The organism is Spirillospora sp. NPDC049024 (genome assembly GCF_040649235.1).
Taxonomy (GTDB): Bacteria; Actinomycetota; Actinomycetes; order Streptosporangiales; family Streptosporangiaceae; genus Spirillospora.
The window spans coordinates 1-12,134 of the sequence record NZ_JBEZFD010000004.1 but is presented as its reverse complement, the minus strand read 5'-3'; the positions used below and the strand labels follow the sequence as shown (position 1 = coordinate 12,134).

Sequence of the window (12,134 nt, the reverse complement as noted above, 5' to 3'; positions counted from 1 at the left end):
CCAGAAACATTCACGCCCCAGCCATCGATTCGCGGCGCATCACCGTCGTATCTTCGAATCGTGGCCAATTCCCTGGGAAGGCGGCGGAAAATTGAGCATTCTCGTTCTGCATAAAAAGAATCTGAGTCGGCGTCGCCATTTGGACCGAGCCCGACAGTACGCGCGCGACAACGGGCAGCGGCTGATTCTTATCATGAAGGATCCCACCTGGGAGAAGGAGTACGTCGACCAGGTGGTCCTCGCCGATACCTCCAGCATCGACGACACCCTGGCCGCCGCGCGCGGCCTGGTCGAGCCGGTGGACGCGGTGCTGACCTTCGCCGAGGCTCCCGTCCCGGCGGTGGCTCGGGTGGCCGCCGACCTGGGCCTGCCGGCCGTGCCTGAGCGCACCGCGTCCCTGGCCCGCGACAAGTACGCGATGCGCACCGCCGTCGGCGACCGGTCGGGACAGCCGCGGTTCGCCTTGGCGGCGAACGTGGCCGAGGCCCGCCGGGTGGCGGACTCGATCGGCTATCCGCTGGTGCTCAAGCCGATCATCGGGACCGGCAGCATGTACGTGCGCAGCGTCGCCGACGACACCGAGCTGGAGCGGCACTTCGAGACGGTGCGGCGCGGCTCCTGGGAGAGTCTCGACTACGACCCGTTGTACGTCCGGGCCAAGGAGGAGTACGGCGGCGCGCTGCTGCTGGAGGAGTTCGTCCCAGGAACCGAGATCAGCGTCGAGTCGGTGGTGTCGGGAGGGCGTACGACATCGTTCGCCATCCATGACAAGCCGCTGCCGACCGGGCCGACCTTCGAGGAGGTCTACGCCTGCACGCCCACCCGCCTGCCGCGCGAGACCGTCGAGCGGCTCTACGAGGCGACGGCCGCCGTGCACCGTGCGATGGGCATCGAGGTCGGTGTCACGCACGTGGAGTTCCGGCTACGCGGCGAGGAGCCGGTGCTGCTGGAGGCGGCCGCCCGCATGGGCGGCGGGCCGATCTACCGGTCGGTCCAACTCAGCACCGGGGTGGACATGGTGGAAGCCGCGCTGGACTTGTCGCTGGGTCGCGAGCCGGTTGTCGCGCCCCGCGCCGAGCCGGTGGCGGTGGGGTTCCGCAACATCTTCCCCGATCGTGCCGGGGTGCTCGCCGCCATCCACGGGCTCGCCGAGGCCAAGGCCGATTCGCGCATCGATGAAATCGAGATCTACAAGCGGATCGGTGAATATCTAAAAGTCCCCCCGCAGACCTTCCAGGGGCACGGCCATCTCATTTTCACGGCCGACTCCACTGGTCGTCTCGACGAGGTCTTCGAGGAATTTCGCAGACTCGTCCGGCTAGAGGTCGCCGATTAGCCGGACTTAACCGTCCGAGAGAGAGCGATCATGAAGGATCACATGCGCTTCGTTCACCGCCGGATAGAGGACGAACCGCGCGACCTGTTGAAGAAGGAGACCGAGGAACGGGTCGCCGAGAGCGACCTCGATCCCGACCGCGACACCGAGATCCTGGCCCGGATCGGCGCCTGGGCGCTACGGCGGACGCTGCCGTCCGAGGTGCTGGGAGCCCTGGAGGGGTTCTCCGCCTCAGGCAACCACGCCCTGCTGCTGAGCAACCTCCCGCGTCCGGAAGCGCCACCGACACCGGTGCACGGCTTCGCTGACGAGAGGCTTCTGGCCGTCACCAACGCCCTGCACCTGGGGCTGATCCGGCTGCTCGGTCTCAGCCCTTATGCGGTGGGTTACGAGAACCGGGGTCGCCTCATCCGCAACGTGGTGCCGAATCCCGAGGCCACCGGCACCGCCAGTTCGTGGGGTTCGGACTCGGAGTTCTTCTGGCACACCGACAACCCACACCTGCCGTTCGGCGGCCCGGACGTCAACCCTCGCCCGTACGTCCCGCGCTATCTGACTTTCTGTGTCGCCCGCAACATCGAAGAGGTGCCGACCGAGGTCATGGCGCTGGAGACCGCCCTGGACCGGATTCCCGAGAAGACGCTGAAGGTCCTGGCCGCGCCAGTGTTCGAGGTCGCCGCGCCCGAGTCCAACGATCTGGCCGACGACGGAGAGCGTCGCATCTATGGCCGCACCGCCGTGCTGGAGCTCGACGGCGATGACGGACCGCGGGTCCGCTACGACCGGGGCACCACCCGGGGACGCGACGAGGCCGCGGACTCGGCGTTGGACACGTGGGCCGCCGCGCTCGCCACGGCCCCGTGCTGGCGGCCCGTGCTGCGGCCGGGGCACTTCCTGATCTTTGACAACTATCGCGTCGTGCACCGGCGGGACGCCTTCGAGCCGGCGCCCGACGACCAGGCCCGGTGGCTGCGCCGGTGCTACGCCAGTTAGACGAGGAGACAAGAACATGTACCGTGTGGCGGTCATCGGGGGCCAACCCCATGCTGTGGCGGCGGCTCAAGAGCTCGGTGTCGAGGTCGTCCTCGTGCATGAGGAGGGCAAGTACGAGGCGGAGTTCGCCGACTACTGCGAGCGCATCATCCACGCTCCCATCACCGACAGCGGCGCCATGTACGAGGTGCTGGCCCCACTGCACCGCGAGCGCCCGTTCGACCGGGTGCTCACCACCAGCGAGGACGGCGCGGTCGCGACCAGCGAGCTGTGCGAGCTGTTCGGGCTGCCCGGAACGAGCCCGGAGACCTCACGCATCGTCAAGGACAAGGGGGCGATGCGGAAGCGTCTCGCCGAGCACGACTTCAGCCCGGTGCGCCACCGCGTCGTGCGCAGCGCCGATGAGCTGGCCGACTTCTTCTACACCGTCAACGGCCGGATCGTCGTCAAACCGGTGGACGGCGTCGCCAGTATCCAGATCCACATGGCGGACACCGCCGAGGATGCGAGGACCGCCTGGAAGAGCCTGCGGGAGGCCGGGCATGAGTCCGCGCTGGCTGAGGAGTTCCTGGACGGACCCGTCGTCAGCGTCGACACCTTTTCTTTCGAGGGCCGTCATCTCGCGATCGGCATGTCGGAGTACCGGATGAACGAGTACTTCGCCGAGTGGGAGGTCAGCACGCCCAGCCGCGTCGCGATCCCGCACCGCGACGAGCTTCGCGAAACGACCTACCGCCTGCTCGACGCGATCGGGCTCCAGGACGGGCCCGCGCACAGCGAGTTCATCCTTACCCCGGAGGGGCCCCGTGTGCTGGAGACGCACAACCGGCTGGCGGGCAGCGGTGCGCCGGAGCTCGTGCGCCGGGTGTCGGGGCTCAGCCTGTCGCGGATGTTTCTGTCGGTCACCCTCGGCATTGAGGAGCTGCCGACCGAGCCGCCCGAGTGGACCGGTGGTGCGGCCATCCAGTTCTTCGTGCCGCCGCCTGGGACGATCACCGCGATCGAGGGCGTGGACTCGCTGGTCGAGCAGGGCGTGGAGGTCGTCCAGGTGCCGCCCGGCGTAACGCTGCCGAACATCGTCCCCTACATCAACCGGTTCACCGATGCCGAGCTCGGCGTCGTGGTCGGCAAGGGGGTGGGCGACGAGGTGCGCGAACTGAGGTCGGTGGCCGACTGCGTCAACGGCTATGTCATCGTCTCGGGCAAGGACGCCGACGACGCCGTGGCCAGAGGCGACGGGGCCATCGGTCGCGTCAGGTTCGAGACGCGATGAGCACGCAGGAGGAACAGGCGCCGCAGGAGAGCGCTGTCGCGACCAAGCCAGGCGGCCGGACCAAGCGAGTTCCGGAGCGCGAGCCGTCCATCTTCCGGGATCACGGCTACCGGTGGCTGTTCAGCGCCGCGCTGGTCAGCAAGATCGGCGCACAGGTCAGCTATATCGCGATCCCGCTGATGGCGGTGACCAAGCTGAACGCCACGGCGGGCCAGGTCGGCTTGCTCGGCGCGCTGAGCTTCGCCGCGTTCCTGCTGGTCGGGCTCCCCGCCGGAGTCTGGGTGGACCGCATGAGGCGGCGCCCGGTGATGATCGTCGCGCAGGTGTCGCGGGCCGTGCTGATGGCTACCGTACCGATCGCCTGGGCGCTGGACTCCCTCACCATCTACCAGCTGTACGCGGTGGTCCTGCTGAGCGGTGTCGGCACCGTCTTCGACGATGTCGCCGGGCAGAGCTACCTGCCGCACGTGGCCGGCCGTGAGCGGCTGATGGCCGCGAATACCGGCATCAGCAGCCTGAACGCGGGCAGCGAGGTGGCCGGACGCAGCGTCGGCGGCTACCTGGTCGCGGCCGTGACCGCCGCCGGGGCCGTCATGGTGGACGTCGTCGGCTTCCTGCTGTCGGCGCTGATGCTGATGCGCATCCGGCGGCCGGAGGCCAAGTCCGAGCGGGGGGCCGACCGCGATCTGCGACGCGAGATGTGGGAAGGGCTGCGGTTCGTCCTCGGCCACCCGATTCTGCGGCCGATCGCCTTGGCCGGCGCGCTGACCAACTTCTCATTTCAGGTCAATCTCGTCATCATGCCGATCATCTTCGTGCGGCAGCTCCAGCTGTCGGAGACCGCGCTCGGCGTGTACCTGTCGATCGGTGGCGTCGGCGTGCTCACCGGCGCACTGCTGGCCCGGCGTGTCGCGTACCGGGTCGGACACGGCCGGATGCTGTGGATCGCCGGCGCGGCGGTCGCTCCGATCGCGCTGTTCGTGCCGCTGATCGACAACGGCCCGTGGCTGTTCGTGGCGGGCGGCGCGTGGCTGCTGGTCACTATGAAGGCGGGCATCGACAACGTCATCCAGGTCAGCTTCCGCCAGCGGGCCACTCCGGACGCGATGCTCGGCCGGATGAACGCCACCATGCGTTTCCTGCTGACCGGGGCGCTGGCGATCGGCGCGGGCGTCGGTGGCCTGGTCGCGCAGCTCGCCGGTGCGCGCGCCGCCCTGTGGGTGAGCGCAGTGGGACTGGCCTGTATCTGGATGATCATCTACTTCTCGCCGCTGCGCGGGATGCGAGACCTGCCGGGGGAGTCATGACCGGATATTCCGGAGTCGCCGTGGTGACCGGAGCGAGTAGCGGCATCGGCGCAGCCTGCGCCCGGCGGCTCGCGGCCGACGGCTACGACGTCGTCGTCGCGGCGCGGCGCACCGAGCGGCTGGCGAAGCTGGCCGCCGAGATCGGCGGCAGATCCGTCACCGCGGACATCACCGACGCGAGCTCGGTCGCGGATCTGGCGGCGGTGTTGGACCGCTGCGACGTACTGGTGAATGCGGCCGGCGGCGCGTTCACCGCGACATCCGGTGAGACGTCGGACCCGGACGACTGGGAGCGCAGCTTCCGGCTGAACACGGTCGGCACCCTGCGCGTCACCCAGGCCCTGTTGCCGCTGCTGCGGGCCGACGGCGGCGGTTCGATCGTCAACGTCTCCTCCACCGCGGCATCGGTCGCCTATGAGGGTGGCGGCGAATATTGCGCCGCCAAGCACGCGGTGCGCGCCCTCACCCAGACGCTGCGCCTGGAACTGTGCGGCGAGCCTGTCCGGGTGATCGAGGTAGCGCCCGGAATGGTGCGGACCGAGGAGTTCGCACTGAACCGCTTCGGCGGCGACGCCGAGCGCGCAGCGGCTGTGTACGCCGGCGTGGACCGCCCGTTGGTCGCCGAGGATGTGGCCGAATGCGTGGCTTGGTCGGTATCGCTGCCGCCGCACGTCAACATCGACCAGATCACCGTACGACCGCTCGCGCAGGCGGCCCAGCACAAGGTCCACCGCGGGCCGCTGTTCTCCTGACGGCACCGAAGGGATCCGGAGTGAGCGAGTCGATGGGGAAGATCGCGGTCCGGCAGACGACGATCATGAGTGATCCGGGCAGGACCGGGCGCTTCGGCGAGTTCGGCGGCCGGTTCGTGCCCGAGTCCCTGGTGCCCGCCTGCGAGGAGGTGGAGGCGGCGTTCCGGGACGCGTGGGCCGACCACTCGTTCCGCCATGACCTCGACTCCCTGCTGCGGGTCTACGCGGGGCGCCCGACCCCGTTGACCCCTGCCTGGCGGCTTTCCGCCGAACTCGGCGTCACCGTACTCCTCAAACGCGAGGATCTGGCGCACACCGGGTCTCACAAGATCAACAATGTGCTCGGTCAGGCACTGCTGGCCCGTCGCATGGGCAAGAAGCGGCTGCTGGCCGAGACCGGCGCCGGGCAGCACGGCGTCGCCACCGCGACCGCTGCCGCGTTGCTCGGCATGAGCGCCACGGTTTTCATGGGCGAGCGCGACATCGAACGGCAGAGCCCCAATGTGTTCCGCATGCGGATGCTCGGTGCCGAGGTCGTCCCGGTCGGCACCGGAAGCCGGACGCTCAAGGACGCCTGCAATGAGGCGATGCGGCAGTGGGTTTCCTCCACTGCGGACTCCTACTACTGCATCGGCTCTGTCATGGGGCCGCACCCCTACCCGTGGATGGTGCGGGAGCTCCAGCGCGTCATCGGTGACGAGGCACGCTCGCAGTGCGCGGCCGAACTGCCCTCCGCCGTCCCCGACTATGTGATCGCCTGCGTCGGCGGTGGCTCCAACGCGGCGGGCACGTTCGCGGGCTTCACCGGGACCTCTGCCAGGCTGGTCGGGGTCGAAGCAGAGGGCGGCGCTGCCATCGCCTTCGGCCGGGTGGGCGTGCTGCACGGCTTCCGCTCGATGGTGCTCCAGGACGAGAACGGCCAGATCGCCGAGGCCCACTCGATTGCCGCTGGTCTGGACTACCCCGGCATCGGTCCCGAGCACGCCCACTTGAACGACACCGGTCGGGCTCGGTACGTCAGCGTCGGAGACGGGGAGGTCTTGGCGGCGGTGGAGCGGCTCGCTCGTGCGGAGGGGATCTTCTGCGCTCTGGAGTCCGCCCACGCGGTCGCCTGGGTGCTGCGCGCGGCCGGGACCGCCGACCTGCCGTCGGGCTCGACCGTCCTGCTCACCCTCTCTGGCCGCGGTGACAAGGACATTGAGGCACTGGCGGAGCGCCGATGAATCTCGAGACGCATCTGCGCGCCCGCTGCGACGCCGGCCGCAAGCTCCTGGTCCCGTACGTGACGGGCGGCCTCAGCTCCCGCTGGCCGGACTACGTTACTGCGTTTGAGGCTGCAGGGGCCGACGCCGTTGAGATCGGCCTGCCGTTCTCCGACCCGATGCTCGATGGCACCACCATCCAGGAAGCATCCGACCGGGCGTTGGCCCGGGGCGCGACAGCGCGCGGGATCCTGGAGGAGCTCGCTCGCCTGCGCGTCAACGTCCCCCTGGTGGTGATGACCTACCTTAACCTCGTCGTCCAGAAAGGTCCTGACGCCTTCTGCGCCTCACTGTGCGAGGCGGGCGTTTCTGGGCTGATCGTCCCTGACGCCCCGTTGGAGGAGGCTGCGGACCTGGAAGCGGCTTCCGCGCACAACGGCATCGACCTGGTTCTGCTCGCCGCGCCCTCATCATCGCCGAACCGGCTCGCCGAGATCGCAGACCGCAGCCGGGGTTTCGTCTATGCGGTGAGCCTCCTGGGCACTACCGGCGAGCGTGTCGACCTCGCCGAGAGCGCGGCGGAACTGGGCCTCGCCATCAAGGCCGTTACCGACCGTCCCACGCTGCTGGGCTTCGGCGTCTCCACGCCCGCCCACGCGGTCGAGGCCGCCAAGTGGGCCGACGGTGTCGTCATCGCCTCCGCGCTGATGCGCCGCGCGCTGGATGGTGTCCCACCCGAGGACCTCGCCGCCGACGTGGCCGCCATTCGCCGAGCCCTTGACGGCACGGGCACCGCCCAATCCTGTCCCTGTTCCCCGAACTGTTCGACTGGCGAAGCAAAGCAGGGCCAATGAGGAACCAAGCCACCGCCTGAGAGCAAGTGGTGAAATATAGCCTTGGGTATTATTTCGGGTGGAACATGGAGAGGGGCGCGAGGACGGGCGGGCGCTGCGCCCACAGTGGATCTCTACGCGATTCATCGCGCTCATCGAGAAGTACAACCGCGTCCGCCGGTGCTTCTTCGAGGAAGGCTGGACCATCGAGCGAATCGCCCGACGGGACCGTCTCACCGAACGCGCCGTTCAGGTGGCGATCGAAGGCCCGCCGCTCCCACCGGTTCGCTTCCACGATCTTCGCCACGGCTCGGCGACGCCGGCCCGATGGGCCGGGATCGACTGGAAGGCGCTCGGCGAGTCCCCCGGGCACGCGCGCGTGTCCTTCACCGCGGAGACCTACGGCGGCGTCCTCCCCCGACTGGACAAGGCATCAGCCGAAGCCGTGGGCGCCGTGGTGCCGCGAACGCTACAACACGATCCAGCGGCGCCACCTCGAAGAAGAATGCCCGCTCGATCGGATAGTGCAGCGCTATCGCGTCAACCCGCGGACGGCCCAAGCCGCCAGGTGATTCACGGTCCTCGTAAGTCTACACTTCCGCAGGTCAGCGGCTTGCATGGTTCCGCCTCATCCCCCGTAATCCATTACAGTGCGTGCGCACCCTGTGCGCACCAACCGCCAAGGTCGCTCATGGGCACCATGCCTCATGCGAGCACTCAGCGTGTCCGCCAGACGGGTCTCTTTCGTCTCCAGGCCGCCCACGATCGAGAGCAAGGCCAATCCATGCGGGTCTTGTAAGCGTTGATCACGATTAACCAGATGTCCGGTGGGTGCGCCCTGGACAACGCCGACGCCGAGGCGTTCAACAGCACGCTCGAGGTCGAGTTCGTGCACCGCCACCACTTCACCACCCGCGCTGAGGCACACATCAAGATCTCGACCTGGATCGCCGATTTCTACAACATCACCAGGAGGCACAGCGCCAACAGCGGGATCGCGCCGATCACGTTCGAGCAGCGGATGGCAGAAGCGCGGAGGGTGCCAACGGCCCGGCTCAGGGCCGAAGTGGCATAACGCCGTCTCCACGCTTTGAGGGGATCGACACCGCCGCGGTGACGTCGATCGCCTCCGGGCTCGCATACCCCGGTGTCGGCCCCAAGATAGCCATGCTGTGCACATCTGGCCGATTGTCCGTCGACACCGTTTCCGACGAGGAAGCAGTCGGCGCATTTCTCCGCATCTCGAGGTCGGAAGGGATCATCCCAGCACTCGAGAGCGCACACGCTCTCGCATTCGCGATCCGCCTGGCGGTGAACAGGCCGCCCACCGAGCGCATACCGGTGAACCTGTCAGGGCGCGGCGACAAGGACGTCGGCTTCGTGCTGGCCAGGCACAACGGCAGTGAGTCACGCCGAGGCTGACGGAGCGGAGGCGCCACACCCTGAGTGAGTAACCGAATCCCGGATCCGGCGACATCATCGTCGCGTTTGACGATCTGCACCACGATCTTGTGCGCGCCACTACCTGTCCGCGAACTCCGTCACACTCGCCTCGCGGGTCCGGGGTAGAAGATCGATGGCGGTCTCGGCGACGCTCTCCAGCCGGTCGGGGTCGATCCCGGCCTTGCCGAGGGCCTCGATGCCTCGAAGGACGGCCAAGACGAGGATGGCGAGCCGGTCGGCGTCGGCAGCCCGGTCGAGGTCACCATGACGCTGCGCGGCGCGAATACCGTCGGCCAGCATCGTGGCGATGCACTCCAGGGTCTTGCGGGATCGGGCAGTCACGCCGGGGTCGTGCTCGGAGAGTTCGGCCGCGCCCTTCGCGAGGAGGCATCCGCGGTGAAGTTGGTCGGCGGCGATCCCGGCCGCTGCCGCGCGGATGTGGGCGCACAGGCGAGCATAGGCACCGTCCTCTGGCCCGGTCAGGCCGTTCGTCACGGCGTCAACGGTGCGCGCACAGTAGGCATCGAAGATCCGAAGGAACAGTTGCTGCTTGCCCCCGAACGCGCCGTACAGGCTGCCCTTGCCCAAGCCGGTCGCCGCCGCGATGGCGTCCATGCTCGTCCCCGCGTAACCCCTGGCCCAGAACTGCTCACAGGCCACGTCGAGAACCTTGTCCTCGTCGAACTCCCTCGGTCTAGCCACTCCTCCAGCCTACCCGTTGTTGACGACCTCGTCCATAACTCGCTATGGTTATGGACGACTCGGTCCACAACGGAGGGCGTGATGGCGAGATGACAGGATCTCCGCGTGCGGTGATGCATGACCGGCAGGTGTCGTGGTCGCCGTCGGCCGCGACGTGGTGGACCGCCGGCCGGGGCGGGTGACGTTTTCCCGATTCCGGGTGCCTGGGTCGGTACGTGACCGCGGCGGCCGAACGGCACGGATACTCGCTGGTGAACCTGGTGCGCGGCACCGCCGACGCGGCCGCAATCGCCAAGCGGTTCCCCTCACTGGCCACTATCTCGACCTCGGAGCCGACCGCTACATCGCCGCCGATCCGCGCCAGCCCGCCGGAGCCATTTGCTGTTCCTCGTCGGCGACGACCGGGACGCCAACGAGGCCGTCGCCGAACTGGCCACACCATGACAGAGCCCCACACGATCGCCCGGTCCTGCCGGACGTCAGTGACCTTTTCCTTCAGCAACACCAACTATCAAGAAGGAGCAGAAGTGACGAGCAACGAAGAGATCGTTCGCAAGGCGTACCACCTGGCGGAAGGGAACGTCCTCGACGGACACGGTTTTCGCGCCTTGTTCAGCGAGAACGGCACATTCAACGACCTGCCGAATTCGCTGACCTTCCGCGGGGACCAGATCCCTCAGGCACTGGCGGGCCTCGCCAGCGCCTTCCCCGACATCCACCGGGAAATACTCGAACTACATACGATCGGTGATGTTGTCGCCGTCGAACTGCGGATCCAGGGCACGCATCTCGGCGCTTTCCCGACTCCGGTCGGCGATATCGGGCCGACCGGTAACCGCATCGACGTGCCTACGGCGGATCTCTGGTACCTCCGTGAGGGAAAGATCGAGACCTTCAACTGCTACAACGCGGCAAATCTGTGGCTCAGCCAACTCGGTGCCAACCCCGACTTCAAGTCGGCGGTCGAGGCGGCCAAGACGGCCGGCTCTCCTCTGGCTTGAGCGTCACAAACCTTGTCGATGAGGTCCGGCAGCCAGTTGACCCGAAAGTAAAGCGCTGGGGTGACCAGGTCCGCGGACATGCTCACGGAACAGTGCTACGCGGTCGTCCTACGGTCGCTCGCAGACTTCGCACCGACCGGAGCGGACAGCACGACGATGCCGATCACGCCGCCAGCCGAGCGGCTCGTGGGCCGGGCGCGGGGTCACGGTGTCCCGCAGGGTCCCTTCACAGCCGCAGCGGTGACACCAACGGTCGGTTTCAACGACCCGGCACGCGCGGACCGCGCGCTCGGGCTTTAGGCGCCGTCTGGTGACGACCAGCCCAAGCTCGTCGAGGCGGCGGAAGGTTGTCAGATCGCTCAGGATGAGCGTGTAGGAGGCTTCCCGCTGGAACCGTTGACCTGCATCCGTGACCGCCGCGCCAGCCACAGCCTCATCTGACGAAGAGCCTGAGTAGTTCATCTGCCGAGGGGCCGCGATCACGGGCGATGGCGGAAGCTGATGCGCATCAGCCGGCTGTCGGCCCAGTCTTCGAGCCGGGTCGGCCGGATGGTGCCGGGGGCGTGGGGTTGGTTGAGATCCGCGACGATCTCGGCCAGCACGGTCTGACGTTCGACCGGGTCGGTGACCGGCGTGGCCCGTGCGGGCAGATCTGCGCGGATCCCGTTCTTGAGGTGGAAGGTGAAGCTGGGATTGGCGAGGAGGTTCGCATGCCAGTCGGTCGCGGCCCCGCCTGCGCCGCTACACAGGTAGGTGGCGCCCGCGTCGATGTCCTCGATCGCGACCCGGATATAGGGGTAGGCGGCGAAGTTGCCGAACGCGACCAGGACCACGCCCAGCACCCCGGCCTTGAGGGCCGGGAATCCGGGCCTTCCACCGGGGACGCGACCACCAAGCCGCTCGCGACGGCCCGCCGACCGGCCTTGGCTGGGGCGGCCGCGCCCTCGCGCGTGCGTCCAGAACCCGCCGGTGACGTGCGGCGGTTTCATGGATCCGACCGCGGCTCAGGCGCGGACACGCGGGTTATCCGGTCGCGACTGCGCCGCGCCGCCTGACCTATCCCCGTGCGTCCCGGCCGCCGGGCGTCCGGAACCGCTTGCTCAGGCGTGCGGCGGGCCGGCCATTAGCGCTGGAACGGAAAGTCACGCCAAGGTCAAGGCCGGCGAGCGCACCGTGGCGCTGGACGAGGCGACTATCTCGGTACTGCTGGACTGGCGGGCCGTTCAGGAACGAGAAAGATCCGCCGCCGGCCCCGAGGTATGGGTGGACTCCGGACGGGTCTTCACCCGCGA

Annotated in this window: 13 protein-coding genes and 1 pseudogene; 10 read left to right on the top strand and 4 right to left on the bottom strand. The window is 68.2% G+C overall.

The window, feature by feature from the left end:
- Positions 1-91 precede the first annotated feature (91 nt).
- From AB0C21_RS08135 to trpA, 7 genes are read left to right on the top strand one after another with little or no spacing between them, the layout of a single operon-like run.
- Positions 92-1,336, top strand: a complete 1,245-nt coding sequence (locus AB0C21_RS08135) for an ATP-grasp domain-containing protein (RefSeq protein ID WP_500203333.1) — start codon at positions 92-94, stop codon at positions 1,334-1,336.
- A gap of 42 nt (positions 1,337-1,378) precedes the next feature.
- A complete protein-coding gene (locus AB0C21_RS08130; protein ID WP_500203332.1) occupies positions 1,379-2,329 on the top strand; it encodes a TauD/TfdA family dioxygenase in 951 nt (316 codons plus the stop codon).
- A gap of 16 nt (positions 2,330-2,345) precedes the next feature.
- Positions 2,346-3,602, top strand: coding sequence for an ATP-grasp domain-containing protein (locus tag AB0C21_RS08125; RefSeq protein ID WP_500203331.1), 1,257 nt, complete (start codon positions 2,346-2,348; stop codon positions 3,600-3,602).
- Entirely contained in the window at positions 3,599-4,909 is a 1,311-nt protein-coding gene (locus AB0C21_RS08120; RefSeq protein WP_500203330.1) for an MFS transporter, read from the top strand. The genes AB0C21_RS08125 and AB0C21_RS08120 overlap by 4 nt, the downstream gene beginning before the upstream one ends.
- The gene (locus AB0C21_RS08115) at positions 4,906-5,661 is read left to right on the top strand and encodes an SDR family oxidoreductase (RefSeq protein WP_500203329.1); all 756 of its coding nucleotides are present in this window, start codon (positions 4,906-4,908) and stop codon (positions 5,659-5,661) included. The genes AB0C21_RS08120 and AB0C21_RS08115 overlap by 4 nt, the downstream gene beginning before the upstream one ends.
- A gap of 32 nt (positions 5,662-5,693) precedes the next feature.
- Positions 5,694-6,884 carry a tryptophan synthase subunit beta gene (gene trpB, locus AB0C21_RS08110; RefSeq protein ID WP_500203739.1) on the top strand — a complete coding sequence of 397 codons (1,191 nt, stop codon included), beginning with the start codon at positions 5,694-5,696 and terminating at the stop codon, positions 6,882-6,884.
- Entirely contained in the window at positions 6,881-7,717 is an 837-nt protein-coding gene (gene trpA, locus AB0C21_RS08105) for a tryptophan synthase subunit alpha (protein ID WP_500203328.1), read from the top strand. Before trpB ends, trpA begins: the two co-directional genes overlap by 4 nt.
- 49 nt (positions 7,718-7,766) lie before the next feature.
- Here the strand turns inward: trpA and AB0C21_RS08100 are convergent, their stop codons facing one another.
- A complete protein-coding gene (locus AB0C21_RS08100; protein ID WP_500203327.1) occupies positions 7,767-8,003 on the bottom strand; it encodes a hypothetical protein in 237 nt (78 codons plus the stop codon).
- Between the two features lie 513 nt (positions 8,004-8,516).
- Between AB0C21_RS08100 and AB0C21_RS08095 the strand changes: the two genes are divergently transcribed.
- Both AB0C21_RS08095 and AB0C21_RS08090 read left to right on the top strand, forming a co-directional pair.
- Positions 8,517-8,771: an integrase core domain-containing protein gene (locus AB0C21_RS08095; RefSeq protein WP_500203326.1), complete on the top strand. Its 255-nt coding sequence runs from the start codon at positions 8,517-8,519 to the stop codon at positions 8,769-8,771.
- A 38-nt stretch (positions 8,772-8,809) separates the two neighbouring features.
- Positions 8,810-9,118 carry a hypothetical protein gene (locus AB0C21_RS08090; RefSeq protein WP_500203325.1) on the top strand — a complete coding sequence of 103 codons (309 nt, stop codon included), beginning with the start codon at positions 8,810-8,812 and terminating at the stop codon, positions 9,116-9,118.
- A 99-nt stretch (positions 9,119-9,217) separates the two neighbouring features.
- Here the strand turns inward: AB0C21_RS08090 and AB0C21_RS08085 are convergent, their stop codons facing one another.
- A complete protein-coding gene (locus AB0C21_RS08085; protein WP_500203738.1) occupies positions 9,218-9,799 on the bottom strand; it encodes a TetR/AcrR family transcriptional regulator in 582 nt (193 codons plus the stop codon).
- Positions 9,800-10,092: 293 nt separating this feature from the next.
- On the opposite strand from AB0C21_RS08085, the gene AB0C21_RS08080 reads away from it, so the two are divergent.
- A complete protein-coding gene (locus tag AB0C21_RS08080) occupies positions 10,093-10,842 on the top strand; it encodes an ester cyclase (RefSeq protein WP_500203324.1) in 750 nt (249 codons plus the stop codon).
- Between the two features lie 120 nt (positions 10,843-10,962).
- Here the strand turns inward: AB0C21_RS08080 and AB0C21_RS08075 are convergent.
- A pseudogene (locus AB0C21_RS08075) lies at positions 10,963-11,208 on the bottom strand (ISL3 family transposase); the annotation flags it as partial.
- Between the two features lie 113 nt (positions 11,209-11,321).
- Positions 11,322-11,675, bottom strand: a complete 354-nt coding sequence (locus AB0C21_RS08070; protein ID WP_500203323.1) for a hypothetical protein — start codon at positions 11,673-11,675, stop codon at positions 11,322-11,324.
- Positions 11,676-12,134 lie beyond the last annotated feature (459 nt).

Bases quoted from the DNA above. Each gene is read 5' to 3' on its own strand.
- trpB (WP_500203739.1), top strand. From the start codon at position 5,694: ATGGGGAAGATCGCGGTCCGGCAGACGACGATCATGAGTGATCCGGGC.
- AB0C21_RS08120 (WP_500203330.1), top strand. From the start codon at position 3,599: ATGAGCACGCAGGAGGAACAGGCGCCGCAGGAGAGCGCTGTCGCGACC.
- AB0C21_RS08095 (WP_500203326.1), top strand. From the start codon at position 8,517: ATGTCCGGTGGGTGCGCCCTGGACAACGCCGACGCCGAGGCGTTCAAC.
- trpA (WP_500203328.1), top strand. From the start codon at position 6,881: ATGAATCTCGAGACGCATCTGCGCGCCCGCTGCGACGCCGGCCGCAAG.
- AB0C21_RS08130 (WP_500203332.1), top strand. From the start codon at position 1,379: ATGCGCTTCGTTCACCGCCGGATAGAGGACGAACCGCGCGACCTGTTG.
- AB0C21_RS08115 (WP_500203329.1), top strand. From the start codon at position 4,906: ATGACCGGATATTCCGGAGTCGCCGTGGTGACCGGAGCGAGTAGCGGC.
- AB0C21_RS08125 (WP_500203331.1), top strand. From the start codon at position 2,346: ATGTACCGTGTGGCGGTCATCGGGGGCCAACCCCATGCTGTGGCGGCG.